Origin of the sequence: Bradyrhizobium sp. AZCC 1678 (assembly GCF_036924765.1) — a bacterium.
GTDB lineage: Bacteria > Pseudomonadota > Alphaproteobacteria > Rhizobiales > Xanthobacteraceae > Bradyrhizobium > Bradyrhizobium algeriense.
The window spans coordinates 4,923,295-4,948,786 of the sequence record NZ_JAZHSE010000001.1 but is presented as its reverse complement, the minus strand read 5'-3'; the positions used below and the strand labels follow the sequence as shown (position 1 = coordinate 4,948,786).

Sequence of the window (25,492 nt, the reverse complement as noted above, 5' to 3'; positions counted from 1 at the left end):
CTTCAGGCCGCCTCCACCGTCTGCACGGCGTTGAGCATTCCGGTTTGCGGATGACAATCCACATATTCGAAAAGCTGTTCGTCGGCGCGGGCGACGGTGACTTCGTGGTAGAGCCGCAGTTTTGCGGCCGGTCCCAGCGTCGACAGATATTTCATGGCGGCGCCGAAAATCCTGACATGGGTCGGGTGCGATTCAGCCCAGCGTTCCAGCGCCGACAGGCTTTTCCACCAGCTCATGCCGTAGGATTTTTCGGTCGTTGTGCCGTCGCGGCCGACGACGGCCATGTAACGGTTGGCGTAGCAGCCGATCGAACGTCCCTGGTCGCGCAAGAAATCCATGCCTTCCCGCAGCACCGGCTCGACATCGCCGAGATACATCTTGCGTTCGGCGGCTTCGGTGTTGCCCCAATCCTGACCCGATCGGATCAGGCAGAGGTTGTCATGCGGGACGATCCGGATGCGCGCGCCGTCGCGGATCGCGCGGGGCGCGCCTGACGGCGCCATCTCGCTGGTTTGCGACAACGGGATGCGGTCGCGCATACCGCCCCAATAAGCGTGCTCCAAAACCTCGCCGCTCATGCCGTCGGCGAGAACGGCGACGCCTTCGGGCCTTCCAAGGGAGGACAACAGCGTCTCATAGCCCTCCACGGAGGGATAAAGCGCTTCGATGAAGGTACCGAACCCGTTGTTGGTCCGCTGCTCGCCGGTCCAGCGCTCGCGCGCGGCCGGAAACCAGCGATCGAATATTTGCCGGTCGTCCCAGTACGCCACTGTGACGACGTTGGTGAAGCCGGCCTCGTCGACATAGCTCGCGCGGTCCCAATGCGATGGGCCATCGGCCGTTGCGAAATCCGACGCGAGCCGGGCCAACGCCTGCTCGGCGGCGGCCGGCGGCGCGCCGCGGGACTGGAGGCCGAAATAGGCCATCACCACCCGCGTCACACTTGGCTTGTGCCGTGCCACGAAGGACGGGTAGGGCGGCGCATAATCGTCGCCGACCCGGCGGTGGCGCGTACGTGCAGTTTGCAGATGCTCGGGGATCGCGGATTCCATCGGCCTGCTCCTTGTCGGAATTGAAGCGTCTCAGGCCTGCAGCCTGATTTCGCTCATGACCTCGGCATCGACAGGTAGCGAGAAATGCTCGACGCGGTTGGCACGCGTGGTGTTGAGCAACAGCCGCGTGACGTCGGGCCGCGAATAATGCCCGGCCGGATCGGCGGCGTTCTTCGCTACCCCAATCATGCCGAGATCGATATCGGCATACAAAATGCCTTCCTGGTCGGGCGGCAGTTTCTCGGCCAGCGAACTGCCGTCCGGTCCGTAGATCACGGCGTGGCCGCCGCCGGTATGCAGGAAGGCATGCTTTTCGGGGGAATCGCAGAGCTCGTCGATCATCGCCTGCGAGACCACAGCGCAGGGGCCGAGGAAGAAGCACGACCCTTCGACCGCATAGACCTTGCTGGCGGCGTTGTTGACCTCATGGCCGAGCGCATGCGCGAACGGATCGTACAGCGAAAAGCTCGGCCAGGCGCCGACATGCACCTGTTCGTTCTGGGCGTACATCGCGTATTTCGACAATGGCTGCAGATGCTCCCAGCAGCACAGCGCGCCGAGCCGTCCGACGTCGGCGCGATCGTGGACCGCGAGGTCGCTGCCGTCGCCTTCGCCGAACACGGTGCGTTCGGCATGGGTCGGACGCAGCTTTCGGCGCTTGGCGATGGTCTCGCCGTCGGGGCCGATCAGCCATTGCGCGATATAGAGACTGCCGCCGTCGCGCTCGGATAGTCCGAGCACCGCGGTCAGCTTGGCACGCTTCACGGCGTTGCGGATTTTTTCCGCCTGCGGGCTGTTGAAGGCGAGCGAATTGTCGAAGTAGCGCTGCACAAAGCCGCGGCCGATCGCCCAGGCGGGCGCGCCGAGCCAGATCTGCCACGGATATCCGGGAATGAAGGTCTCGGGAAACGCGATCAGCTTGGCGCCTTTCGCGGAAGCTTCCTCGATCAGCGCAATGGTCTTGTCGACGGTGGCATCGAGATCGAGAAAAACCGGCGCCGCCTGAACCACCGCCACCTTGTATTTCTGATGAACCAGACCCATCGCACCATCCTTTCGCATTCGCGACCGATATTCGCTGGGTCGCAAGCCTACAGCCATGGCGACGCACGCCGCTTGTCCGCAGCGGCACGAAAACTTGTCTTAACCGGCAGATGGACGCCGGATGGCTGTGGCGTGGCAGGAAGGAGGGTGCGGGGCGGAAGGCGTCAATGGCGCGGCTGCTCGCGCCATTCGCGCGGCGAGACGCCGAACCGCTGCTTGAAGATGCGGCTGAAATGGGCGAGGTCGTTAAAGCCCCATGCGAAGGCGATCTCGCCGATGTGCCGGGCCTGATACGCAGGGTCGGCGAGGTCGCGCTTGCAGCGCTCCAGCCGCTGCGTCTGCACGTAGCCGCGGAACGAGGTCTGTTCGGCGGCCATCAGATCGCTGGCGTAGCGCGGCGAGATTCCTGTCGCCGCCGCGGCGCGCGGCAGCGATAGTTCGGGATCGGCGAGATGCGTCAGGATATGATTCTTGAGGCGATAGAGCAGCGCCGACCGGTGGACCGACTGGTCCGGCAGGCGCGCGTGCAGCCTGTCGGCCAGCGTCATCGCGAGCAGGTCGAGCGTCTGGTCGAGCAGGCGGCTTGCGGCCGCGGCATCGACCTGCTCGATCGTCCGGCTCACATTGCGCGCGAAATCATAGGTCAGCCGTTCGAGCGGACGATCGCCGGCGAACGTGGTCGCGGTCAAACCATCGAACGAGCCGACGCGCTGTTGCAGCAGCTTGCGCGGCATCTGGAAGATGGTCTGCGAAAAACTGTCGTCGAAGCGCAGCTCGTAGGGGCGCGTGGTGTCGTAAATGACGAATTGTCCCGCGGAAACGATCGCCTCGCGGCCGTCCTGAAAGACGCCGTTCACGCCGTTGTTGCCCAGCGCCATCAGCACGTAATCTTCGCTGGCGCGGGCTATTCGCGACGGCGTACGGAATACCCGCTGGGCGGTGGAATCGACCTGCGTAAGCGCGACCGGTCCGATTCTGCATTGCGACACCGCGCCCCAGAACCCGCCGCGCATGTCCGACTTGCAGTCGAGGCCGACGAAGGTGTCGCAGACGATGTCCTGCCACACCGCGAGCCGGCGCTCCGGAAGGCACGAACTCGTGTCGAGCACGACAGCCACGACGGACCTCCACGAACCATCCGGGTGTTGTTTAAAGCCTGCAGCGTTCAGAAATAAGCAATCCCCGTGCCCAGTCTGCGCCGGGTGCCCAGCCTTCACAATTGGTTAATAGTGATGTCGCTAAGCCGCTGGAATGATTGCCATTATTTAAGGCAGTATACGGACAATCCGGGCTTGAATTTCATGCTGCGATGCACAATATAAATGGTCTAGGGATTCGACGCCTCCTCGAGGGCTTCTCTCAGAGGAGTTTAGGATATGTACCTCACCCATATCGCGGCCGCGCTCGCCAATAGCAGCGTGCGCACGCTGAGCCAGCAGGAAGAATTGCCGCTGTTGCGCGATCACCTGCTGCGGCTCGACCGCACCAGCCGCCGCGACCGTTTCCATGGCTTCATGGACGACAGCTTCATCGAGCGCTACGCCGAGAAATGCGCCAATGACGGCACGACCATCATCGCCTTCTTTGAAAACGGCGTGGTTCGGGGCGCAGCGGAGCTGCATCCGCCGGACCAATCACCGGATTCGCTGCCCGAGATCGCCTTCAGCGTTGAAGCGTCGGTGCGTCGGCGGGGCGTCGGCAGCATCCTGTTCCGCAAGCTGATCACGGTGGCGCGCGCCAAGGGCTACAAGAGCCTGCGGATCACCACCGGCGCGCAGAACGAGCCGATGCGGGCGCTCGCCAACAAGTTCGGCGCGCAACTGGTGTTCCGCCACGGCGAATCCACCGGCACCATCGACCTGACGAAACAGGATCACACAGAGCTTGCGACCACCTGGGCGGACAGCACGCTGAACGCCGCGCGCACGGTCGCGAATTTCAACCGCGCCTATTGGCGGATGCTGCTGCGGATGTATGGCTGGGGCCGCGCCGCCTGAGCGGCGCGTTCAATCAGGGCAATTCGCTGATGGTTGGGTCCAGCGAATTGCCCAGAACTTTTAGAGCCCGGTTCTGATTGAATCAGAACCGGGCTCTGGTCTTTTCAAAAATGCTATGGGGCTTCAAGTGCCGGTGCGCTTGTCGTTGCCGAATCGCCTGATGACGCGGCGCTCGACCACGACGGCGCGCTGGGCACCTTGCTCGCCCGCGATGATGCGGGTGGCCGATCGCGCTACCGCGCGGCCGGTCTTTTTCACTTCAGCCAGCACTTCCTCGTAGGGCAGGCCCATCAGCGCGGCGGCGATTTCCGCCTGCTGCTGCTGATCGTCGGTGATCCCTACCGCGGCGAAGATCGCTTCCTCCAGCGTCGGCGGATCCCGCCGCACGCGCCGTGTGCCGTATTTCGTGTTCCAGTCTTCGCTCATAGGGGCCTCGCATATCATTGCGGAGATACCTAGGTGCCCTTATGTTGCATTGCAATACGAATTTCGCATGGCAATACAGCCATGCATCTACAATTTCTCCAGCCTGGTAGCGTCATACAGTTCGATGGTGGTGGCGCTTTCCGCAAGGGCCTGCGGCGACCGGACGAAATCGCGCGAGGCAGGGACGGCAAAATGCGCCAGCAGGGCGGCGCGATCGGCCCATTGCTCGAAAAACACCAGCCGCAGCGGATTCTCGCAATCGACATGGACGGCGTGGGAGATGCAGCCGGGCTCGGTGCGCGAGCGACGGACGTGTTCGAGGCTCAATTTGCGCACCTCGTCAAAGCTGTCCGCGCGCGCGGTCACGCTGCCGGTCACCACGATCATGTTGTCCTCCCGTTTTTGTCGCAGCTCTCATGGCGCGGAATTGCCGGCGGCGCTCAGGTCCAGCGGCTGCTGCGGCCAGCGCTTCAGCGCGGCATGTCCGGCATCGGTCAACACATAGATGCCGCGCTCGGCGCGATCGAACCAGCCATAGACGTTATGCAACAGGATTTTTCCGGCGTCGGGAATTTCGATTCGCAAATCCTTCACACGCCGCGGCCCGCCTGACAGCGCCGAGGCGCAGGCCAGCGCCTGCTGGCGATAGGCCGTCATGATCGGCGCGCGCGTCGAACCGCCCATGGCAGGATCGCCCTTGCGCTTCTGATGCTCGGCAACCAGCCGTGACCGCTTTTTTGGGTTGCGGCGAGGGGCTGCCGTCGCAGGCTGGACGATCACCTCGACATCGCCCGTGTTGGTGACCGCCAGCATACCGAAGCCCAAGCGGCGGCAGAGATTGCGATAGCGGGCGTCGCTCTCGCGGCCCTTGCCGCGGGCCGATAATTTGGCCGCGAGCCAGATCTCGTCGGCAGCGCCCGCGCGATCGACCGCCTGCAGGATCAGTTCCAGGTTGAAGGAAAGCTTCAGTTCGCCGATCACCACGACCGGCGGATCGTCGCCGCTCAACGCCACCAGATCGCAGCCCCCGACCTCGCCCTTGACGGTGAAACCGAGCTTTTCCAGGAAGCGTTTGACGGGAAGATAAAGCGCGGTTTCCAAGATTTGCTCCGGCGGCGCGCACGGCCGCGACTCAACGTCCGGACTCTAGCCGAATTCCGGCAAAGCGTTTGATCGGGCAGCATCTCAGCGGCTAATCTGGGGCCGGGGACAAGGCCAACGGCAATTGAGGGAACCCCGCGATCGATCGTTCACGGGGCATAGACCTTTGCCGATTTTTGGAGTGAGCAGGGCGTGCTGAACGGGTTGTACAAATTCCGTTTCACGACGGAGCGTGGCGAAGGTTCCGGCGTGATGTTCGCCACCGCGGGCGGCCGGCTCTATGGCGGCGATTCCGGCTCTTCCTTCGTCGGCCATTTTGTCGAGGCCGACGGCGTCGTCTCCGCCGAATGCGTGATGTCGCGCCACTACCACGATCCCGGATATGTCCCGATGTTCGAGGTCGACAATATCGCGATGCATTTCACCGGCCTGCGCCGCGGGGTGGAAGTTCATTTCGAGGGCGGCAGCGCGGCCTTGCCGGGAGTCCGGTTCACGACCGTGCTGACCCCGATCAACGATTCCGACGCGCCGCCGCCCGGTGCGGTCGGCCCCGACGGGATCGGCAACGGGCTCTACTCCATCCACATCCGCATGCTCGACGGCATCGACGCCGGCAACACCGGTGTCATGATGCTGCATGACGGACGCATCAGGGGCGGCGATGCGTTCTTCGACTATACCGGGGCCTACACGGCGGCGAGCGGGAGATGGAAGGGCGAACTCGTCAACCGCGAACATACGGCAGCAAAGGGCGAGCGGCCGGTGTTTGGCGGCCATGAGGTCGGCATCGGTTTCTCCGGCACGTATGACAGCGAGGGCGCCGAAGGCGAAGCTACCGCGCTCGCCGGCAAGCGCAGCATCCGCTTCAAGGCGGTGCTGCGAAAGCTGGTGGAGATTGAAGGCTAAACCCTCCCGTTCACCGGCAGCAGCGCGCCGGTGACGGCGCTGGCGGCGTCGCTGGCGAGGAACAGGATCACGTCGGCCAATTCCTGCGGCGTCACCCATTTGGCGAAATCGGCTTTGGGCATGCTGGCGCGGTTGGCCGCGGTGTCGATGATCGACGGCAGCACGGCGTTGACCGTGATCTTGCCCTTGAGTTCGGCGGCAAGCGCCTCGGTGAGGCGGTGTACGCCGGCCTTGGAGGCGGCGTAGGCGCCCATGCCACTGCCGGCCTGCAGCGCGCCCATCGCGCCGATATTGACGATGCGCCCGGCGCCCGACGCGATGAGATGCGGGATTGCCGCGCGCGATGCGTTCAGCGCGGTCATGACGTTGAGCGCGTACATCCGCTGCCACGTTTTGGGATCGCCGTCGGTGACTGTCTCGAATGCGAAGCCGCCGGCGATATTGATCAGCGCGTCGAGCTTGCCGAAATGCGCCGCAGCGGCCGCGATCGCCTTGCCGGCCTGGGCTGCATCGGTGAGGTCGACACCGCCGAGCTCGAACAGATCAGCCGTGGCCGGCACTTGCGTCGGCGCATGATCGACGCTTGCAATCCGGGCGCCCCGTGCCAGCGCTTCGTCCACGACCACCCGGCCGAGCCCACCCAGCGCGCCGGTCACGACAATGACTTTTCCGTCCATGAAGGGCCTCCGCCTGCCGGGAAACGGGAGCGCACCATATCAGGAGTTTTTCACTGGGATGCGGCGAATTCTGCATTGGAACGGTCTGTCTCACGCGCCCAAATTGCCGCGAGCCGCGCCCATCCGGAGGGAGCGAATTGCGTAGGACTTACGGGATGGGGCGGAATCGATAAAATTTGCCGGAGTTCTGTAAGCCGTTTTCAGAATCCGTTCGGTACAACCGGATACCAACAAAAAGGCAGGGGGATTTGTCATGGGTTTGCCGGATCACGGTTTACCGCTTGTTCAGCTTAAGGAGCAGCGGCGCGACCTGGTCGTAGCGCTGCAGAATCGCAGCGGTCCGGTCTCGAGCTGGGAATTGATGCAGATCGCTGCGATCCAGCAGGCGATCTCGGCGTTCGAGGACGTCATCGCCGATCTCGATGCCGAAATGGAAATGGAAGCGGCGGCCTGAGCCAGCAACGTGCCGCGCGATCCGTCTGCAGCTTTACGGAGCAGGCGCCGGAGCGTAGGATCGAGCAGTGCGCTCCGCTCTGACATTGCCGGTCGTGCTCCTCGCATTGTACGCACTGCAAACGGTGGTGGTGCGGGCACAGGCCTGTGTCGCCGATCAAGGTGGCGACCTTGTCTGTGGTGCGGGCAATAGCGCATCGCGCGTATTCGCCGACACCACTTCGCCATCCAAGAATTATGCATTCGCCTGGCGGACCGCGCAGGGCCTGCCGTCCGGCCGCGATGCTCCCAACGGCGTCGAAAACGTCCTGATCCGTGTGACCGATGGCGCGGTGCTGGCCACGCTCGGCGGCACCCATTGGGAGACTGGCGAGATGCGGGCCAACCGCTCCGAATTGATGGCAGCGTGGTCGCCGGATAGCCGGGCCGTCGTCGAGGTCGCGAACAGTCGCTGGGACAGCGATTCTTTTGCGTATTACCGGATTGATGGAGCAACGGCGATCAAGCTCGATCTGCGCGCGCTGGTCGAGCCAGTCTTGACAGCCAGGCTGCCGCCGCGAAATCGCGAGGGCAATTCGTTCCGGGTGCATGAGGATCTGCCCGTGACACTTGATGCGCGGGGCCGCCTTCGTTTTACCGCGATGCTCTATGTGCCCAAGGGCGAAACCAGCAACGACTACGTGGTGCAGGTCAACGTCAGGGATCGAGGCGGCAAGCTGTCCGCGCAGGTCGTGTCGGTGCGGCGGGCAAATTAGGTACGCCTTGCAAATCAGCCTTGCAGGTAACGCGCTTCGAGATGGGCGCGTTCGGCTTTGCCGAGGCCGAGGCCATCGCGGAGATAGCTTTCGAGATCGCCATAGTCGGCGTCGATGGCCTCGAAAGCGGCAGCAAGAAACGAAGCCTGCACCGAACCCAGCACCTGCCTGATCTCGTCGGGCAGGTCGGTGCTGTGATTGGGATCCCTGCGGTAGAAGCGATTGGTCAGGAGATAGTCTTCCGAGATGATGTCGTCGGCAACGCCAAGCGTATGCAGGATCAGTGCGCAGGCAAAACCGGTGCGGTCCTTTCCGGCGGTGCAGTGGATCACCAGCGGCGCGCGATCTTCGAGCAGATGTGCAAACAGCGTGCGGAAGTGCTGCGTGTTTTTCTGCACATAGCTGCGGTAGGAGTCGCGCATCACCTCGACGGCGTGGTCCGTCGACAGCGGCGTGCCGGCGGCCGCGATGGCGCGCAGCGCCGCGACGACGGTGGGTTCGACCGGCAGCGAATGGACGGTGATTTCAGGCATGCCGCACAGGGCGGCGGCGCGTTCCTCGGTGCCGCGAAAGTCGAACGCGCTGCGGACGCCGAGCTCCCGCAGCACGGAGGCATCGTCGTCGGTGAGATGGCCGAGATGGTTGGAACGGAAGATCTGCCGCCAGCGCACGGTCCGGCCGTCGCTGGTGGGATAGCCGCCGAGATCGCGGAAATTGCTGGCGCCGGAGAGATTGAGATGGCGGGCGGGGGAGGCAGGGGATTCTGACATCGGCGGTTTGAACGATCTCGTGGCTTGCGGACAAGCGACGGAGGGCATGCTGCTCGCCCCCGTCTCGTCTACACTGAACCCGTCATGGGGCGAAACATCAATTGTCGGACGATTATGATTTTTGGCGCTTGGCGTTCGTGAAGGGGATAAGGAAGCGAAAACCCGAAAGCGAAGAAGCCGCCTACTGAGGCGGCCTCTGGGCTATTTCTGTGGCGGCGGCACCTTGACCGGGATATGTGGCGTGGTGCTAACCACCTTGGCGCTTCCGTCCGAAGCAAAACTCCTGAGTGTTTCCAGCACCAGGAAGAATTTCTCCGCAAGCATGGCGGGACCTCCTCCGGCTAGTTGTTGATTTGAAGTAGAGATTATCACCCTTGCAGGGCGGTGACCATACAACTTGCGAAAGGCCGGGGCCGCCACCCCGAGGGCGGCCTTGGTTTGAAGGCCAATAACAAGCCCGGTTCCGCACTGCTGTGCCCGGGCACTGCTGTGCCCGGGGTCAACCACCCCTGGCCTCACCCGGCACGGCGAATCAGGCTGAACCTGCTCTTGTTCTGAGAAAGGCGTTCCCCGGCTTGCGGCGCCGCGCGTTACGCGCAATCCTGCGTCGCGCAAACCCTATTATGTAATCCTCGCTTCAATTCGTAGGCTCATTCTCCTGGATAACTTGGATACGCCTTTTCATTGTCATAAAACATTCATACACCGCCCCAAATGGAGACATCGTTGAACGCGCCGCAGCCAGTCGTGAGCGATCCCGGCGCGGCGATTGCTGTGCGACGGCCCGAACAGGCGGAAATCGAACTTAAGCTGCTCGCGCCGCAAGGCGCCCTCGAGCAACTGCGCGAGATACCTGTCATCGTGCAGCATGCACGCAACCGCGGCGCGTTTCGCCGGCTGGAAACGGTGTATTACGATACGCCGGAGCGCCTGCTGTTCCGGCATGGCATGTCGCTGCGCGTGCGACGCAGCGGCAAGCACTTCATTCAGACACTCAAGCTTCTACCCAATGCCGGACAACCTCTGACCCGACGGCAGTGGGAAGCACCGGTGGACAACGTCACCCCCGATCTGGCGCGGCTTCCCGCCGACGAGGTCGGCGATCCCGTGACGACGCTCACCAACGACGCGCTGGTGCCGGTTTTCGCGACGAGAATTCGCCGGCACGCGCGGCAGCTCGATCTGCCCGATGCTTTCGTTGAAATCGCATTCGACGAGGGGATGATCGAGGCCGGCGGGCGCCAGGAAGTCCTGTCCGAAATCGAACTTGAATTGAAGAGCGGCAATGCCGGCATCCTGTTCGATCTCGGAACGCAGTTGCTCGACGCCGCGCCACTACAGGTCGGCACGCGCAGCAAGGCGGAGCGCGGCTATGCGCTCGCGTTCGACGTCGTGCAGCCGGCGGCGAAAGCCGAGCCATTCAGTATTACCACAGAGCATGTGGTCGACGACGTCATCGCGCTCCTGTTGGGGACCTGCTGGCATCATCTTCTGAAAAATCAAGCCGTGGCGGAGGCGGGATTGGACCCTGAAGGCGTGCATCAGATGCGCGTCGCCTTGCGCCGCTTGCGGACGATATGTGCGCTGTTCCGGCGCGATATTCCGTCGCCTGCATTCCAGACGGTCAACAGCGAAGCGCGGTGGCTGATGCAGCAGCTCGGCCCGGCGCGGGAGTGGGATGTCTTCGCCGAGACGACCGTCACTCGCCTGGTCGCGGCGGCTCCGGATGTCGATTTCGGCGGCCTGCGCGAGGCGGTCGAACGGCAGCGCAAATCGAGCTACGCCGCCTTGCAGACCGGTCTCGCCGATCCCCGCTGCAGCCGTTTCCTGCTCTCGCTGGGGCAGCTGGTCGAATGCCGCGGCTGGCGCAACGAGATCGACAGCGAAGCGCTGGCGGCGCTGTCGTTACCGATGCCGACGCTCGCGAACAAGATTTTGGCGCGCCTGCATCGCAAGGCGCTCAGGCGTGGCGCGCATTTCCGGCAGCTCAACGTCGATGCGCAGCACGATCTCAGGATCGACCTCAAGAAGCTGCGTTATGCGGCGGAGTTCTTTCTGCCGCTTTATGCCACGCAGGCGCCCGCCAGGCGTTACGCGAGGCGGCTCGCCAGGCTCCAGACCAGTCTCGGACGCGTGCGCGACATCGCAAGCACCCGCGTTCTGCTCGACACCATCAGGCAGGAAGACCAGCCTGCGCTTCATCTCGCCATCGGCGCAGTGGCCGGTTGGCAAGCCCACGATCAGATTGCTGCGGCAAGAACGCTGCGCAAGAGATGGCGGCGGTTCAAAGCGACGCCCGCATTCTGGAGCCGGTAGGGTCCGTCACCTAGACAAACGACGGAAGGGCATGTCGTCCGCTCCCGTCTCGTCTATACTGAACTTTGCAAGGGGCGAAATATGAATTGTCGCAGGAATACGATTTTTGGGGCTGCGCTATGCGCCGCGGCGGTGGCAAGCGCACCGTCAGCCGCGTTCGCGCAGTCGAGTTTCCGGAACTATCGCTGCGCCGACGGGGCGCAATTCATTGTCGGGTTCTTTCAGTACGATTCCCGCGCCCATCTGCAGCTCGACGGCAAGGCGCTGACTCTACCCAAGCGCGTGACGCTGTCGGGGTCGCGTTATCAGGCGAAGGGCGTGACCCTGAGGATCACCAAGGCCGGGGTCACGACGCTCAAGCATGCCAGGCGGCCGACCACCACATGCGAGCAGCAGACATGAAAAAGGGCCGAAACAGCGTTGTTCCGACCCTTTTCTAGTTCACCGTCCGCGCCTCACTTGGGCGCGCTTCTGCCAAACACCTTCCAGGCATCAGTGGTCACGCTCGTTGCTGGCGTCCGCAATGGCGGCGGCGTGGTACCAGCTACCGCTGCAGTCCGCGAGGTTGACCGGCTGGGCGGTCATCTCGGCCGTCTTGGTCTCGCCATAGCGACGTCCCCCGAGAGCCGCGCGGCCCCCGGCTGGGAATTGGTAGATCTTGGCAGACCCCTGACTCAAACCCGTATTCATCATGTCAGTCTCTCCTTTCGAAGCGCTAGCCTCCATGGTGCGCCCGACTCGTTCTCTAGTGGTTACAAAGGGCGATATCGTTCGTGCCCCCGATGGATGCAAGCTGACCAAGAGAGCGTCACATCGTGTCTAATTCGTAGGCATTCCCGGCGCTGCTTCCTGCAAGGCAGCGCGTGGACGATCAACGCATGAGCCGACGGGACGGTTGCCCTGGGAGGCTTGTGTGCCGGGCGGGTGCCTCGGAGGGGTGCCGCAGCTTTAATCGCGGAACGGTCCGGAAGCGGAAATGCCGGAGAAATGAGCTGATTCCGAACTTCAAACCTGTCGCTCAGCCGCTCGTTTTGCAGGCCTGCCGCGCTTCTATGTCGCACCTTTTATTTGAGCTGGCGTGTCCGGCCTCCTGTGGACAGGTCTTGCCGCAGTGCAGCGACTGGCACGTTAAATGCTTAGTAAGGCGTGGCCTGACGTGGCCGGGTACACGTATGCGGAGACCTTCAGGGGGCTGGGCGTCAAAATCCAGATTTCAAGGCTTCGGTCTTCCGCATTCCACTAGCAACTCAAGAGAGGCTCAATGACCAAGTACAAGCTCGAGTATATTTGGCTCGACGGCTATACGCCGACGCCGAATCTGCGCGGCAAAACGCAGATCAAGGAATTCGACAAGTTCCCGACGCTGGAACAGCTTCCGCTGTGGGGCTTTGACGGCTCGTCGACCATGCAGGCCGAAGGCCACAGCTCCGATTGCGTGCTGAAGCCGGTCGCTGTCTATCCGGACGCTGCGCGGGAAAACGGCGCGCTGGTGATGTGCGAAGTCATGATGCCCGATGGCAAGACCCCGCACGCCTCGAACAAGCGCGCAACGATTCTCGACGATGAAGGCGCCTGGTTCGGTTTCGAGCAGGAATATTTCTTCTACAAGGACGGCCGTCCGCTCGGCTTTCCGACGGATGGCTATCCGGCGCCGCAGGGCCCGTACTACACCGGCGTCGGTTACTCGAACGTCGGTAGCGTCGCGCGCAAGATCGTGGAAGAGCACCTCAACCTCTGCCTCGCCGCCGGCATCAACCATGAAGGCATCAATGCCGAAGTGGCGAAGGGCCAGTGGGAATTCCAGATTTTCGGCAAGGGCTCCAAGAAGGCCGCTGACGAAATGTGGATGGCGCGCTACCTGATGCTGCGCCTCACCGAAGCTTACGGCATCGACATCGAATTCCACTGCAAGCCGCTCGGCGACACCGACTGGAACGGCTCCGGCATGCATGCCAACTTCTCGACCAAGTATATGCGCGAAGTCGGCGGCAAGGAGTACTTCGAGAAGCTGATGGCGGCCTTTGACAAGAATCTCATGGACCACATTGCCGTCTACGGGCCGGACAACGACAAGCGCCTGACCGGCAAGCACGAGACCGCCCCCTGGAACAAGTTCAGCTACGGCATTGCCGACCGCGGCGCCTCGATCCGCGTTCCGCACTCCTTCGCCAACAACGGATACAAGGGCTATCTGGAAGACCGCCGTCCGAATTCGCAGGGCGACCCCTACCAGATCGCGTCCCAGATCCTGAAGACCATCGCGGAAGTCCCGACCGACGCCAAGGCAGCCGCGGCCTAAGCGATCCACGATATGACCCCGGGGGTGCCCGGGCTGCAAAGCTGATCCGCCAAGGCGAAACCGCCTTGGCGGATCATTGCGTTTTGATGACACGGGGTCTTGATGAGATTGATTCAAATACGCCGATTCAAGACCGTTTCCCTGGGTTGTGAAGCGCGCTAGACAGCGGCGTGGCCTGCCGGGGATGCGGCATTGTTTGAGGGATTTTACAAAGTCAGGTTTCAGCTTGGCGCTGCGGTCGGCCGCAGCGTCATGTATGCGCGCGACGGCAGGATGCTGGGCGGCAATTCGGCCTTCGCTCATATTGGCACGTACGAAAAGCGGGACGATGGCGTCGACATCGTGATCCAGACCGTCCGCCACAACCCGGACCCGAATTACCGCGCGATGGCCGGCACCGACGATGCCACCCTGCTGGCGAAGGGCAGGGCTGACGGAGACCTCTATCGTTTCGAAGGGGGCCTGAAGGAATTGCCCGGCGTGGCGTTTCACTCGGTGATGACGCCGATCGAGCAGGACGCCGTACCGATCGCCGGCGGCGTCGGCAAGGATGGCATCGTCAACGGCCTCTATTCCATTCACACCCGCATGCTTGACGGTGTCGAGGGCGGCCTGACCGGCGTCATGTTGCTTAATGCAGGCCGCATCCTGGGCGGCGATGCCTCGTTCTATTATCTCGGCACCTACACCTCGGAGAATGGCCGCTGGAAGGGCCAGATCCTCAATCAGGAGCACACGCCGGCCATGGGAGATAACCCCATCTTCGGCGGCCACGAAGTTGGCATCGGCTTTTCCGGCACCTGCGACAAGGAGGGCGCGATGCTTGAGGCGACCGCGCTCGCCGGCAAGCGCAGCCTTCGCATGACCGCGGTGCTGAAGCTGATGCACCAAGTGTAGCGACGATGAGCGATACCGTGCGCGTGCTCTCGACGCTGGCTTTGAAGGGCGCCGTGCACGGCCTGGCTGGCCGGTATCAAACGGCCGGCGGCGCGCGTATCGATGCCGATTTCGCTCCGACATTGGCGCTGTTGGAGCGGTTGCGCACCGGAGAGGCGGCCGACGTCGTGATCCTGACCCGCGAGGGGTTGGACGAGGTCGTCCGCGACGGGCGGGTGGTCGCTGAAAGTTGCGTGGATCTGGCCCGCTCCTGGGTTGGCATCGCCGTGAGAGTCGGCGCGACCCATCCGGATATCTCAACCGAGGCGGCGTTGTGTGCGGCACTGCTTGGTGCCCGCTCCGTGGCCTATTCGCGGCTCGGCGCCAGCGGCATTCTGTTCGCAAAGCTGATCGAGCGCCTCGGCATTGCCGCCGACATCAATGCAAAGGCGCAGATCATCCAACAGGGATTTACCGCCGAGCGGCTCGCCAGCGGCGAGGCCGATCTCGCGGTCCAGCAGATCAGCGAGTTGAAGCAGGTTGGGGGGATCGAGGTGGGTTGGGCCCATTCCATACGAACTGCAAACGCCTGCGGTATTCTCCGCGGGGCGAATGGCGGCGACGCACAGGCCGGCTGAGACAGACCGGTTGCTGCGGTTTCTCGCCTCGCCCGAGGTCGCGCCGGCGTTGCGCGAGAGCGGGCTGGAACCTTGAATTTCAGGGCGTCTCGACGCAACCTGCGCTTTATGAAGAGGGCGCTCCAAGGCCTGCTGATCGTCGTCGTCGCTGCGGCCCTGGCGCAGGGCCCGGCCCATGCGCAGTCGGCCGATCTCGTGCTGTGCGACCGTGTTGCGGCCGATCCCGCCGACCCCGACAAACCGGCCGACGCGAAGGGCGTGACAGATATCGCGGCCTCCGACATCGCCACCGCCATCAAGTTCTGCAAAAGCGCCGCGAGTTCATCGCGCCGGGCGATGTACCAGCTCGGGCGGGCCTACGCCGCCAACCGGCAGGCGGCGGAAGCGATGGCGGCCTGGCGCAAGGCGGCCGACAAGGGCTCGACCTCGGCCATGGTCGAACTCGGCGTGCTCTACGGTACCGGCGCGGGTGTCGCTCGCGACGAGGCGCAGGCGCGCAAACTGTTCGAGCGCGCGGCCCAGGCCGGCAATCCGCGCGGCATCAGCAACCTTGCCGCCCTCGGCGGCGGAGCATCCTCCGATCCGGCGCGTGCGCGCGAACTGTTGTCGAAGGCAGCCGAGACCAATGCCGAGGCGCAGTATCAACTCGGCATGATGCTGGCCGAAGGCAATGGCGGGACCAGGGACGACACGGCGGCCCGCGCGCTGTTCGAGAAGGCGGCGTCGCAAAATCATCCCGGCGCGCTGGAGCGGATGGGCGCATTCGCGCAGGAAGGTCGCGGCGGACCGAAGGATTCCGACGCCGCCAAAGCCTACTATCAGCGCGGCGCCGCGCTTGGCGATGAGGACGCGAAGAAAGCGCTCGAGCGGCTCCGCTGTCCCTACACGATCAAGGACAAGCGCGGCAACGTGGTGACGAATTTGTGCTTCTGAGACGCCCCGACGATCACTCCCTGATCAGGACGACGCCGGCAATCAGCAGCACCGCGCCTGCGAACCGCGCCGCGCTGACGGGATGCGGCGTCAACCCGAATGCGCCGAAATGATCCAGCGTAACCGCGGCGAGCACCTGGCCGGCGATGACAAGCGCAAACAGCGTCGCCGCGCCGAGCGAGGGTAGCAGCAGGATTGCCAGCAGGATGAAGGCGCCGCCGAACACACCGCCGGACCAAGCGTACCAGGGCGCATCGGCCATTGTTTTCCAGGAGGGCACGCGTTCGCCGAGCGCGATCACGGCAACGATCATGGTGATGAGGCCGCCAGCATAGCTGACCAATCCCGCCCAGGCTGGCGAACCCAGCGCCGTGCGCAGGCTGCCGTTGAGCGCCTGTTGAGTGACGACGCTGACACCCGCGCCGAGCGCGAGGAGATAGAGGAAGAAATGTTGCACCGGGGCCCCCCATCCATTCTGCGCCGGCAGAGCGATCCGGCATCGCAAGGTCAGAGACAACGCGAATAGTCGGACCGGAACAAGTGGGCGTGCTGCCCAATTATGGCAGGAGGGGCTCGTCAACAAGTGGACGAATCCGATGATCCGAAAACTGCAATCGGGCGAATACCGGCTCTATTCCCGCAAAATAAACCCGAAAACGGGCAGGCGCCGTAACCTTGGAACCTTCAAATCCCGCGCGGCGGCGGAAAAGCACGAACGCGCCGTGCAGTATTTCAAGCGGCATTGAACCTGCGTTAAAACGCGGCTGGTTCCGGGCTTCCGGCGGTGCTATGCCGCCCCGCGAGACAATTCCATAGTGCGGGACATCTTCGTTGCTGAACGGGCTCTACAAGGTCGAGTATGGCGTGAACGACGCGTTCGGCCGCAGCATCATGTGCATGCACAATGGCAAGCTGCTGGGCGGCAATTCGGCCTTTGCCCATCTCGGCACCTATCAGGAGAGCGGCGGGGAGATTGTCGGCGAAGTCATCACCCAGCGCCACAATGACGATCCCTACTACAAGCCGCTGATGGACACCGACGTCGCCGCCATCAGCGTGCGGGGCAGGCTGCAAGGCAACAAGATTCGTTTTGAAGGCAGCGCCGCGCCGCGGCCCGGCGCCTTGTTCTGGGCCGAACTGACGCGGCTCGACGACGAGGCGCTGCCGCCGGTCGGCGCGGTCGGGCAGGGCGGCATTATCAACGGGCTCTATTCCATCCAGTTTCGCGCGCTCGACGGAGTCAAAGCCGGCTTGTCGGGCGTCATGTTGCTGCTGAACGGCCGCATCCTCGGCGGCGACGCTTTTTTCTATTACCTCGGCGCCTATTCCTCGGCCGACGGCCGCTGGAAGGGCGAGATCCTCAACCAGGAGCACACGCCGGCGAAAGGCGAAAACCCCGTGTTCGGCGGCCATGAGGTCGGCATCGGCTTTACCGGCACCTGCAACGAGGCGGGTGCTGAACTCGAAGCCATTGCACTCGCAGGCAAGCGCAGCCTGCGGCTGGCCGCCACGCTGAAACTGATGCGGCCGGCGTAGCGCATCTTCCAGGCCCAGGATGGCTGCGAGAGAAGTGGCGCGGATCACGATACGAAAAAGGTCATCGTACCACACGCTCGAACGTGTCGGCACTGGTGATGATCGAGCGCCACCAGTTCCGCTTTTCGATTCTGCCGGGCGCGCCTTCCTCCGCCGCCTTGATCGCGGCATCCGCGACCACGAACCACATTGTCTCCATTTTTCCGTCTCGCACGAGTCCGGTATAGGAGACCGCGGCATCGCCTGCAGGCGTCTTGCCGCCCGCGACGAAGCTGATGCAATCGCCCTGGTGAATGCCGACGACCGGGATTTCCTGCCCGTAGAAGCCGCTGTCCCTGAGCGCCGTCTTGAACGTGCCGGCAATCCGGTGGTTGGCATCGTCGGTAATATCGACGGTTGAACCGTATTGATTGCGCCACTTGCCTTTCCAGTTCATTGGGAACTCCCTCAGAGCTTGTTGCGGCTAACGGTTGCACGCCCAGAGATGTTCCCGATGAAAAAGGGATGGAAGCTGACGCCGTGCGCGCAGATTTCAGGCGCGCTTGCGCCGCGCGAAAAACCACGCGGCAATGGCGACAGGTGCGCCAACGGCGATCCAGGAAAAATAGCGGCCGGCGCCTTCGGAGAGCAGCGCCGTCAATAGCCCCGCAATCGAGAGCACGCCGAGCAGGAGCGGGCCACCATACACGGTCCACCAATTGCCGCTCGATCGGGATTTGCGTGCAGCAGTCATTCGGACGGCTGCAACAAAGGCTGCCCCGCGATGGCGTGGCTGCGATGCTTGCGGCGCTTGACGATCCACAGATAGAGCCCGCTGCCGATCACGACGATCGTCATGATATCGAGCAGCGCCCAGATGATCTTCAGCGGCATGCCGCCATAGTCGCCGAAATGCAGCGGCTGCGAAACCAATAGCGCCTTGAGATAGACGGGAAGGTCGCGCGCATCGGATACTTCTCCGGTTTCGCCATCCAGCAGCACCGGCTTGAGCAGCCGCGACGTCAGCGGCGTGTCGCCGCGCATGAAGACAGCGAAGTGATGCGAACTCGTAAAGGGCGTGCCTGGAAAGGCGACGAACGAGACATTCATGTCGGGCGCGGCTTTGCGTGCTTTCTCGAGCGTTGCATCAAGCGAAGCGAGATGTACCGGCGGCGGCTTGCCGGCATAGGGCTTGACCATGTCTGCGAGTTCATTGGCTTTCCACTGGCCGAGCATTACCTCGGCCAGCGTATTGATGACGCCGGTGGCGCCGACCACCAGCGCCCAGGCGATGGTTATGGCGCCCAAGAGATTGTGCCAGTCGAACCAGGCAATGCGGCGCGACTTGTCCCTCAGCGTGCCAAAGCTCAGGCGGCGCGTGAACGGCCAGTACAGTACGACGCCGGAGATGATCGCGACCAGGAACAGGAATCCCATCGCGCCGAGGAACAGCTTGCCGGGCTGGCCCGCAAACATATCGACATGGAGTTTTAAGAAGATCAGCATCGGGCCGCCGCCGACCGAGCCGAGCGGCTTGGCGGTGTGGGCGTCGTACGCCCGCAGCGTCGCTGCATCCGGATCGCCATCGACCTTGTTGTTGGTGAAGGCGATCACCGTATTCGGTTCGTCCTTGTCCCACAAAATGTACTGCAGCACGCGGCCGGGATCGTTCGCCAGCGCCGTGCGGGCGATCTCGTCGATGCTCCGCTTCACTGCGCCCGGCTGGGCGATCTCGGGCTTTGGATCGTAGCCGAGCAGTTCATCGATCTCATGATGGAAGATCAGCGGCAGGCCGGTGACGCACAACAGCAGCAGGAACAGCGTCGATATCAGGCTGCTCCAGGTATGGACCACCGACCAGATGCGAACGGTTCTGGCTTTCAGTGTTGCCTCCTGCCGACTATGCCCGCGCTACCATTTGTACGACAGGCTCGCCGTCGCCCGGCGCCGGTCGCCATAGAAGCAGGCGGTCGCCGAAGAACAGTTCGCCACATAGATCGTATCGGCGACGTTGATGACATTGAGCGCCGCGCGCCAGTTTTTCTGCCATTCGTAGTGGACGGTGATGTCGCCGAGCACGACGGAGGGAACCGGCATCGTGTTGATGTTGTCGGCAAAGGAACCGCCGATATAGCGCACGCCGCCACCGAGGCCGAACCCGGTCAATGGACCGCTCTGGAAGGTGTAGTCAACCCAGCCCGAGGTGAGTGTCCGGGGCGTGGCGGTCGGGACTTTGCCGATCAGCGCCGGATTCAGATCCTTGCTGACGAACATATCGTAGGTCGTGAACGCGCCCACCAGCTTGAGTCCAGGCATCGGATTGGCGACGGCCTCGAGCTCGAAGCCGCGCGACGTGACTTCGCCGTTCTGGGTCGGTAGCAACACGTTGTTCGGATCGGTCGTCAGTGCATTCTGTCGTTTCAAATCAAACCACGCAAAGCCAAAGTGACCATTGAAGCCGTTTGGCTGGAATTTGAGGCCTACTTCAGTTTGTTGGCCGGTCTCCGGCAGCAGTAGCTGACCGGAATTGAGGCCGATGACCGGATTGTAGCTGGTGGCGTAGGAGACGTAGGGCGCAAGGCCAGAATCGAAATTGTAGATCAGTCCGGCACGCCCACTGAACTGGCTGTCTTCGCGGCTCTGGCCGGTCCCAATGTGGTTGTCGTTGTTGGTTGCAACCCAGTCGTTGCGGCCGCTCAGCACCAGGGTAAAGCGATCAAGTTTGATCTGATCCTGCAAATAGAAACCCAGTTGTTTCTGGGTCACCGTCGCGTCCGTAAGTGTGGAGCCGCTGAAGGGCGCATTGAAGCCGTAAACCGGATTCAACAGATTAAGTGAGGGAGCACCGCCAAACCCCTGCCAGTCGTCGATCTTGTAATGCTTGAGGTCGAGGCCGAATAGCGCGGTGTGGCGCAGAATGCCGGTGTTGAAGCGGTATTCGAGCTGACTGTCGAGATTGGCCTGATTGGCGATGCCATGGGTGAGGAAGTAGCCGCGCGACAGAGACGCTGTAGCGGGCATCCCACCGTCGTAACCCAGACCAAACAGCGTCGAGAGGGTGACGTCGACATGAGCGAAGCGGGCGTTTTGCCGGAAGGTCACGTCGTCGGATACGTGGCGCTCGAACTGGTAGCCCAGCATTTCCTGCTCGCGCGTGAACCGATCGACGCCGGGATCGCTGGCGAATAGCTTGGTAGGTATCCGGCCGAAAGGCGCGTTAACCACGGTGCCGATATACGGCAGGAAGTTCTCGCTGCGAGTCTCTAACTTCGAAGCCGACGCCAGCACGGTGAATGTCGTATCGGCATCGGGCTTCCAGGTCAGCGACGGCGCGATGAAGTAGTTATTGTTGGGCGTGAAATCGACCTGGGTGCCGCCGTTTTGGATCTGGCCGACCACACGGTAGAACAGCTTGCCGTTTTCAGGCGCGGTTGCGACGGGGCCGCCGAAATCAAATCCCAGATAGGCATTGCCGAAATTATTGACGCCGGTCTCAAGGTAGCGGATCGGCTCCGCCGGGGGCGTCTTGCTGACCGCGTTGACGATGCCGCTGGGGCTGGAGCCGCCATACAGTACGGCGGAGGGACCGCGCAGCACTTCGACGCGGGCGAGGTTGAACGGCTGCAGCTTCCAGCTTGCATAGGACGTGTAGAAGAGCTGCAGGCCATCGAGAAACAGGCCGACATCGTCCGACTTGAATCCACGGATTAGGAACCAATCGTTGCGGTTGTCCGCGCCGAATGTTCCGGCGACAACGCCCGGCGTATAGCGCAAGATCTCGTCGAACTTGCCGGGTTTCTGGTCGCGAATCTGCTCGCTGCCGATGACCGAGATCGCTTGCGGTGTTTCCATGATCGGCGTGTTGGTCTTGGTGCCCGCCATCGAGCGGCCGGCGACGTAACCCTGGACCGCGCCGCGCGGGTTCTCGACGACGGTGGCCGCCGGTGCCTCGCGTTTCGGTTGGGGCCTTCGGGAAGCGGCCGCGCTTCGCGCCGCTGGGCGCGGGCTACGCCGCGTCGTTGCCGCGGTGCGCTTCTCAGGCGAGGTGACGACGACTGACGGGAGTGATTGCGACGCGGAGCCGGAATTCGATTGCGCGAACGACGCCAGTGGCCACAACGCCAATACCGATACGGTCGCCGATGCGGCGACCCTCAACAAATCACGAGACTTCAAAGCGTCACCCCAACCTGCAAGCACTTGTCGCGCTTTCAGGAAATTTGGCAGCGCAACCCTGGTGGGACGCATAACGCGAGGGACGACGATTCCTCTAATGGAAAGGTTCTTAGAGTCACTCTTAGAAGATTTCCAGGAATGCGTACGATGGATTGTTCTCTACGGTATCGACGCGCGGTGCTTGTGAACTTGGTCCCTTTGATGCGGAAATGTCGGTTCCTCCATGGCGGACAAAATTCGTTTTAAAAAATGCTGCGGGATTTCGGAACGAGCGTTCTGCTCGGGCATTGACAATTTGAGTTGATAGCTGAGGAAGGAAAACACCAACCAAAGGCGTCAGCTCAAAATGCCCCGTCGGTTATTGCGATTGACCGGCGGGGTCTTTATTTGGCCAACGCCGTTTGACGCACGGCCCAAAGGCCACACGGCAATAGGCAATAATCGGTTCCCGCCTCCCCATCAGGCTAGTTCCCGAACGCGATCAGAACTCCCAGATTGGATTCAACCGATCCAGGAGTTCATGCCATGCCCGACCCGACCGCAGCCACCCTTCCCGCATTATCCGCCGCCCTTGCCGATATCGTTGCCCGGACAAAATCCGCGATCGTCTCGGTGCACTCGCACCGCTCGCGAGCCTCCGGCTTCATCTGGAAACCCGGTTTGATCGTGACGGCCGACGAGGCATTGGCCGACGAAGGCGAAGTCTCGGTCAAGCTTGCCGATGGAACGGTGGGGCCGGCCAGCATCGCGGGGCGCGATCACACCACCGACATCGCGCTGCTGCGGTTCGATACCGGGAATGCTGCCCCGGTCGCGCTTTCACCCGTCGTTCCGGAGCTCGGCTCGCTGTCGGTCGTGGTCGCCGCTGAGCACGGCGTTCCCACCGCGGCGCTGGGCACGGTATCGCTGGTTGGCGGAAGCTGGCGAAGCCTTCGCGGCGGCGAGATTGACGCCCGGATCGAACTCGGCGTGCGGCTGCGACACAACCACGAGGGGGGCCTCGCGCTCACTGCCTCCGGCGACGCGATTGGGATGGCTGTTCAGGGGGTGCGGCGTGTTCTTGTCATTCCGAGCGCGACGATCGGCCGCGTCGCGGGAAGGCTTGAAACCCATGGCCGGATCGCGCGGGGCTATCTCGGGGTTGGGCTGCAGCCCCTCAAGCTCGACGATGGTATCGGCGCGATGGTGATGAGTGTCGATCAATCAGGTCCGTCGGCCGCCGCCGGCATCCGGCAAGGCGATATTATCGTCGGCTGGAACGGCGAGAAGATCTCCGGTGTGCGTTCGTTGTTAAGAGCGCTCGGGCCGGACAGCGTCGGCTCGGTCGTTGACGTCGAGATTCGGCGCGGCGGCGAACCGGTGCGGGTCAAGCTCACGATCGGCGAAAGGGCGGACGCGTGAGCGAGGAGGCTTCACAAGTTGTCGTGGTCGCCATCGAGATTTCCGATCCCGCGCTGGCGGACCGGCTGGCGTCGCTGCTAGGCGGCGTTAGCGGCATCCGCCTGGCGACAGCGGGGGAGGCAGCCGCGGTCGCGCTTGTGTCACGTGAGGCGCGCACCGCGCGTGAGCCGGCTGACATCGAACTTACGCCGCGCGAACGCGACGTGCTGGTGCTGATGGCCGAAGGCGCTTCGAACAAGGCTATTGCGAGACGACTTGGAATATCCGTTCACACGGCCAAATTCCACGTCGGATCACTGCTCGACAAGCTCGACGCCACCGGCCGCACCGACGCTGTGGCGCACGCCGCGCGAATCGGAGTGATCAACTTGTAACGCCGCGCCCGCCAGCCGCATCTCGCCTTATCCGCGGCCCTTGTTGGCAGCGTGATCCTTCAACTGTTCGGTTTGGATCCACTTGCTGTCCTGGCCTCGATCACGCGAATGCTCGGTCTTGTCGCGGTTTGAGAGCACCATGTTTTCGCCGATCAGCTTATCCTGTGCTTCGGTCATGGCGCCGGTACCTGCGCCTTTACCCTTCGCTCCAGGCCCGAGATGCTTGCCGTCTCCGTGTGCTCCACGTGTCATGTTTTTTATCCCTGTGGTTTTTGGGGCTTGTGGCCCGGCTGCCCCGGATGATTGTGTTTGTTGTGCTGGCTTTCCTGATTGAGGCCGGCGCGGCTCACCGGAAATTCCGATTGGCGTCCACCGCGTTTGGCGATTTTTGCGGGACCGTCGTGCTGCGTGCGTATAGTCTCCTCCTCGATCTGTCTCGCATCGGGAACATCAGGCTTGCTTTCAAGGATGCGCAGTTGTTGCTCATGCGTCTTCCTTCCCTGCAGCGCCATTTTCCGCGGGCCGCTGTCCCGATCGTTTTGCGGCGGTCCGCGGCGTCGGTCGCGAACTTCTGCCTTATTGATGCCGCCCTGCGGATTGGTGTCGTTCTCGATATCGCCCTCGAAGGTGTTGGCGCCTTCGAACTCCTCCAACTCGTCCGGCGAGACTCCCGCCATCGTCACGCCCTTCGACCCGCCGATCAGCGGGTTGCGAGCGAGGTCTACGTTGGTCGGCCTGTTCAGTTTCACATGCTTGGTGCTCATGACGCGCTCTTCGAAGCTGGGTGGCTGCCACCGCCGTGCCGGCGTTGGCCGCCTTTTCGGTCCGGATGATGGGTATGATGAGTGTCGTGTTCACCGCCGCCGCCGGACACTTTGCTGTGCCGGCGCTGTGGATCATCGGCCGGCGGTTTGTTGACGTGAAGTGGCTCCCTGGCGTTCTCGTGGGAAGCGCCCGGGCCGCCCTTGCGAATGCTCGCCGGCGTCTTTGTTGAAGTCGACATGGCCTCGCTCCCTGACTAGCGATCCTGCTGATAGCCCTGATGCGTGGTGTTCTGCGCGGTGTTACCGGGCTGTCCCTGCTCTCGGGGATTTTCGATGTGGCCGCGGCTCTTCTTGACCTGATGCGCATTGCCGGTTTTAGGATCACCAGTACCCTTGTGGCTTTGATTGTCCGGCGGCACAGGCGGAGGCTTGGTCATGGCTGTCTCCGTTGTTGCTTTTGAGAAACAACGCGCGGTGAACGCCAGGGTTCTTCTCGATTTGCGGAACCGCGATCACATGCCGCATCAGGCAGCCGAGGAAACCTGATTATCGGCGGGCCACAACTTCTGGACCTCTTCAGGAAGTGCGTGTCGGACCTTTTCGACCTGATGAGGATCGACATGATGATTCAGCACACGAAACACCGCGCGCACTGCATCATCGGCGCCGACGGGTTTCACGGAACTCAGTTCAGCCGAAACGATGGAGAGAAATTCGTCTGCCGATCGCCATGCTTTCGGCGTTTCACTGGGGCGCCATTGGTCATAGTAGGTGCCGCGCACCAACAGCGGGAGCTGCGCGCCAAGATGTGCGGCGAGATTAACCGGAACCCGGTCGCGAATGGTTCGCAGCACTGCGCCCAGTACATGCCATGCCAGCTTCCGATCGCGCGGTAACGTTGCCATCATTTCGTCCAACCAGGTGTTGGTGATCTGGAGCGTTCTGTCGAATACTTCGAGACCTGTTGCGCTCATGGAACTACTCCGTCCTTTCAATTGGAGATAACGGAGTAACGAGGT

32 protein-coding genes and 1 pseudogene are annotated in these 25,492 nt (G+C 62.8%); 13 read left to right on the top strand and 20 right to left on the bottom strand.

Annotated elements, in window-relative coordinates:
* Positions 1–2: 2 nt before the first annotated feature.
* The 3 genes from V1294_RS23515 to V1294_RS23505 all read right to left on the bottom strand — a co-directional run bounded on the left by V1294_RS23515 (position 3) and on the right by V1294_RS23505 (position 3,214).
* Positions 3–1,052 carry a phenylacetaldoxime dehydratase family protein gene (locus V1294_RS23515; protein ID WP_334500454.1) on the bottom strand — a complete coding sequence of 350 codons (1,050 nt, stop codon included), beginning with the start codon at positions 1,050–1,052 and terminating at the stop codon, positions 3–5.
* 30 nt (positions 1,053–1,082) lie between these two features.
* Positions 1,083–2,096 carry a carbon-nitrogen hydrolase family protein gene (locus tag V1294_RS23510; protein ID WP_334500452.1) on the bottom strand — a complete coding sequence of 338 codons (1,014 nt, stop codon included), beginning with the start codon at positions 2,094–2,096 and terminating at the stop codon, positions 1,083–1,085.
* Between the two features lie 164 nt (positions 2,097–2,260).
* A complete protein-coding gene (locus tag V1294_RS23505) occupies positions 2,261–3,214 on the bottom strand; it encodes a helix-turn-helix domain-containing protein (RefSeq protein ID WP_334500450.1) in 954 nt (317 codons plus the stop codon).
* Positions 3,215–3,472: 258 nt separating this feature from the next.
* Here V1294_RS23505 and V1294_RS23500 point away from each other — a divergent pair, with 258 nt between their 5' ends.
* A complete protein-coding gene (locus V1294_RS23500; protein WP_108519254.1) occupies positions 3,473–4,093 on the top strand; it encodes a GNAT family N-acetyltransferase in 621 nt (206 codons plus the stop codon).
* A gap of 123 nt (positions 4,094–4,216) precedes the next feature.
* Here V1294_RS23500 and V1294_RS23495 read toward each other — a convergent pair whose 3' ends face one another.
* The 3 genes from V1294_RS23495 to V1294_RS23485 all read right to left on the bottom strand — a co-directional run bounded on the left by V1294_RS23495 (position 4,217) and on the right by V1294_RS23485 (position 5,620).
* On the bottom strand, positions 4,217–4,519 hold the full coding sequence (locus V1294_RS23495) for a hypothetical protein (protein WP_108519253.1): 303 nt from the start codon (positions 4,517–4,519) through the stop codon (positions 4,217–4,219).
* Positions 4,520–4,606: 87 nt separating this feature from the next.
* Positions 4,607–4,906, bottom strand: coding sequence for a putative quinol monooxygenase (locus V1294_RS23490; protein WP_334500448.1), 300 nt, complete (start codon positions 4,904–4,906; stop codon positions 4,607–4,609).
* A 27-nt stretch (positions 4,907–4,933) separates the two neighbouring features.
* Entirely contained in the window at positions 4,934–5,620 is a 687-nt protein-coding gene (locus V1294_RS23485) for a DUF2161 domain-containing phosphodiesterase (RefSeq protein ID WP_334500446.1), read from the bottom strand.
* A 192-nt stretch (positions 5,621–5,812) separates the two neighbouring features.
* Here V1294_RS23485 and V1294_RS23480 point away from each other — a divergent pair, with 192 nt between their 5' ends.
* Complete coding sequence (locus V1294_RS23480) at positions 5,813–6,526, top strand: GrlR family regulatory protein (protein WP_334500444.1); 714 nt, start codon at positions 5,813–5,815, stop codon at positions 6,524–6,526.
* Here V1294_RS23480 and fabG read toward each other — a convergent pair.
* Positions 6,523–7,203 carry a 3-oxoacyl-ACP reductase FabG gene (gene fabG, locus V1294_RS23475; RefSeq protein ID WP_334480254.1) on the bottom strand — a complete coding sequence of 227 codons (681 nt, stop codon included), beginning with the start codon at positions 7,201–7,203 and terminating at the stop codon, positions 6,523–6,525. The two genes, V1294_RS23480 and fabG, sit on opposite strands and share 4 nt — an antisense overlap.
* A gap of 253 nt (positions 7,204–7,456) precedes the next feature.
* Between fabG and V1294_RS23470 the strand changes: the two genes are divergently transcribed.
* The gene (locus V1294_RS23470) at positions 7,457–7,657 is read left to right on the top strand and encodes a hypothetical protein (RefSeq protein ID WP_057839937.1); all 201 of its coding nucleotides are present in this window, start codon (positions 7,457–7,459) and stop codon (positions 7,655–7,657) included.
* Positions 7,658–7,724: 67 nt separating this feature from the next.
* Complete coding sequence (locus V1294_RS23465) at positions 7,725–8,411, top strand: hypothetical protein (protein ID WP_334500442.1); 687 nt, start codon at positions 7,725–7,727, stop codon at positions 8,409–8,411.
* A gap of 14 nt (positions 8,412–8,425) precedes the next feature.
* Here V1294_RS23465 and V1294_RS23460 read toward each other — a convergent pair whose 3' ends face one another.
* Positions 8,426–9,181, bottom strand: coding sequence for a tyrosine-protein phosphatase (locus V1294_RS23460; RefSeq protein WP_334500441.1), 756 nt, complete (start codon positions 9,179–9,181; stop codon positions 8,426–8,428).
* A 201-nt stretch (positions 9,182–9,382) separates the two neighbouring features.
* Positions 9,383–9,505: a hypothetical protein gene (locus V1294_RS23455; protein WP_256474405.1), complete on the bottom strand. Its 123-nt coding sequence runs from the start codon at positions 9,503–9,505 to the stop codon at positions 9,383–9,385.
* Positions 9,506–9,907: 402 nt separating this feature from the next.
* Here V1294_RS23455 and V1294_RS23450 point away from each other — a divergent pair, with 402 nt between their 5' ends.
* A complete protein-coding gene (locus V1294_RS23450) occupies positions 9,908–11,497 on the top strand; it encodes a CYTH and CHAD domain-containing protein (protein WP_334500439.1) in 1,590 nt (529 codons plus the stop codon).
* 81 nt (positions 11,498–11,578) lie between these two features.
* Positions 11,579–11,899 carry an MliC family protein gene (locus tag V1294_RS23445; RefSeq protein WP_334480261.1) on the top strand — a complete coding sequence of 107 codons (321 nt, stop codon included), beginning with the start codon at positions 11,579–11,581 and terminating at the stop codon, positions 11,897–11,899.
* A 90-nt stretch (positions 11,900–11,989) separates the two neighbouring features.
* Here the strand turns inward: V1294_RS23445 and V1294_RS23440 are convergent, their stop codons facing one another.
* The gene (locus V1294_RS23440) at positions 11,990–12,190 is read right to left on the bottom strand and encodes a DUF2735 domain-containing protein (protein ID WP_334500437.1); all 201 of its coding nucleotides are present in this window, start codon (positions 12,188–12,190) and stop codon (positions 11,990–11,992) included.
* A 568-nt stretch (positions 12,191–12,758) separates the two neighbouring features.
* On the opposite strand from V1294_RS23440, the gene V1294_RS23435 reads away from it, so the two are divergent.
* The 4 genes and pseudogenes from V1294_RS23435 (at position 12,759) to V1294_RS23420 (ending at position 16,243) form a co-directional block, all read left to right on the top strand.
* Positions 12,759–13,796 carry a glutamine synthetase beta-grasp domain-containing protein gene (locus V1294_RS23435; RefSeq protein ID WP_334500435.1) on the top strand — a complete coding sequence of 346 codons (1,038 nt, stop codon included), beginning with the start codon at positions 12,759–12,761 and terminating at the stop codon, positions 13,794–13,796.
* Between the two features lie 192 nt (positions 13,797–13,988).
* Positions 13,989–14,693, top strand: a complete 705-nt coding sequence (locus V1294_RS23430; RefSeq protein ID WP_334480266.1) for a GrlR family regulatory protein — start codon at positions 13,989–13,991, stop codon at positions 14,691–14,693.
* 5 nt (positions 14,694–14,698) lie between these two features.
* Positions 14,699–15,386, top strand: a pseudogene (locus tag V1294_RS23425) (substrate-binding domain-containing protein).
* Positions 15,387–15,418: 32 nt separating this feature from the next.
* Positions 15,419–16,243 carry a tetratricopeptide repeat protein gene (locus V1294_RS23420; protein WP_334500432.1) on the top strand — a complete coding sequence of 275 codons (825 nt, stop codon included), beginning with the start codon at positions 15,419–15,421 and terminating at the stop codon, positions 16,241–16,243.
* A gap of 13 nt (positions 16,244–16,256) precedes the next feature.
* Here the strand turns inward: V1294_RS23420 and V1294_RS23415 are convergent, their stop codons facing one another.
* Positions 16,257–16,700, bottom strand: a complete 444-nt coding sequence (locus tag V1294_RS23415; RefSeq protein ID WP_334500430.1) for a DMT family transporter — start codon at positions 16,698–16,700, stop codon at positions 16,257–16,259.
* Between the two features lie 374 nt (positions 16,701–17,074).
* Between V1294_RS23415 and V1294_RS23410 the strand changes: the two genes are divergently transcribed.
* Complete coding sequence (locus V1294_RS23410; protein WP_334480272.1) at positions 17,075–17,779, top strand: GrlR family regulatory protein; 705 nt, start codon at positions 17,075–17,077, stop codon at positions 17,777–17,779.
* Positions 17,780–17,840: 61 nt separating this feature from the next.
* Here V1294_RS23410 and V1294_RS23405 read toward each other — a convergent pair whose 3' ends face one another.
* The 4 genes from V1294_RS23405 to V1294_RS23390 form a co-directional block, all read right to left on the bottom strand.
* Positions 17,841–18,215: an avidin/streptavidin family protein gene (locus V1294_RS23405; RefSeq protein WP_334500428.1), complete on the bottom strand. Its 375-nt coding sequence runs from the start codon at positions 18,213–18,215 to the stop codon at positions 17,841–17,843.
* Between the two features lie 96 nt (positions 18,216–18,311).
* Positions 18,312–18,512 (bottom strand): hypothetical protein, encoded by a 201-nt coding sequence (locus tag V1294_RS23400; RefSeq protein ID WP_145963683.1) that lies wholly within the window; start codon positions 18,510–18,512, stop codon positions 18,312–18,314.
* Positions 18,509–19,612, bottom strand: a complete 1,104-nt coding sequence (locus V1294_RS23395) for a PepSY-associated TM helix domain-containing protein (RefSeq protein WP_334500427.1) — start codon at positions 19,610–19,612, stop codon at positions 18,509–18,511. The genes V1294_RS23400 and V1294_RS23395 overlap by 4 nt, the downstream gene beginning before the upstream one ends.
* Positions 19,613–19,669: 57 nt before the next feature.
* Positions 19,670–21,919, bottom strand: a complete 2,250-nt coding sequence (locus V1294_RS23390) for a TonB-dependent siderophore receptor (protein ID WP_334504779.1) — start codon at positions 21,917–21,919, stop codon at positions 19,670–19,672.
* A 540-nt stretch (positions 21,920–22,459) separates the two neighbouring features.
* On the opposite strand from V1294_RS23390, the gene V1294_RS23385 reads away from it, so the two are divergent.
* On the top strand, positions 22,460–23,335 hold the full coding sequence (locus V1294_RS23385; RefSeq protein ID WP_334500426.1) for a S1C family serine protease: 876 nt from the start codon (positions 22,460–22,462) through the stop codon (positions 23,333–23,335).
* Complete coding sequence (locus V1294_RS23380) at positions 23,332–23,709, top strand: response regulator transcription factor (protein ID WP_334500425.1); 378 nt, start codon at positions 23,332–23,334, stop codon at positions 23,707–23,709. Before V1294_RS23385 ends, V1294_RS23380 begins: the two co-directional genes overlap by 4 nt.
* A 27-nt stretch (positions 23,710–23,736) precedes the next feature.
* Here the strand turns inward: V1294_RS23380 and V1294_RS23375 are convergent, their stop codons facing one another.
* From V1294_RS23375 to V1294_RS23355, 5 genes are all read right to left on the bottom strand, one after another.
* Positions 23,737–23,961 (bottom strand): hypothetical protein, encoded by a 225-nt coding sequence (locus V1294_RS23375; RefSeq protein ID WP_334480280.1) that lies wholly within the window; start codon positions 23,959–23,961, stop codon positions 23,737–23,739.
* A 5-nt stretch (positions 23,962–23,966) separates the two neighbouring features.
* Positions 23,967–24,473, bottom strand: coding sequence for a hypothetical protein (locus tag V1294_RS23370; RefSeq protein WP_334480282.1), 507 nt, complete (start codon positions 24,471–24,473; stop codon positions 23,967–23,969).
* The gene (locus V1294_RS23365) at positions 24,470–24,712 is read right to left on the bottom strand and encodes a hypothetical protein (protein ID WP_334500424.1); all 243 of its coding nucleotides are present in this window, start codon (positions 24,710–24,712) and stop codon (positions 24,470–24,472) included. The genes V1294_RS23370 and V1294_RS23365 overlap by 4 nt, the downstream gene beginning before the upstream one ends.
* Positions 24,713–24,727: 15 nt before the next feature.
* A complete protein-coding gene (locus V1294_RS23360) occupies positions 24,728–24,910 on the bottom strand; it encodes a hypothetical protein (protein WP_334480284.1) in 183 nt (60 codons plus the stop codon).
* An 87-nt stretch (positions 24,911–24,997) separates the two neighbouring features.
* Positions 24,998–25,447: a DUF2267 domain-containing protein gene (locus V1294_RS23355; RefSeq protein WP_334500423.1), complete on the bottom strand. Its 450-nt coding sequence runs from the start codon at positions 25,445–25,447 to the stop codon at positions 24,998–25,000.
* Positions 25,448–25,492: the final 45 nt, after the last annotated feature.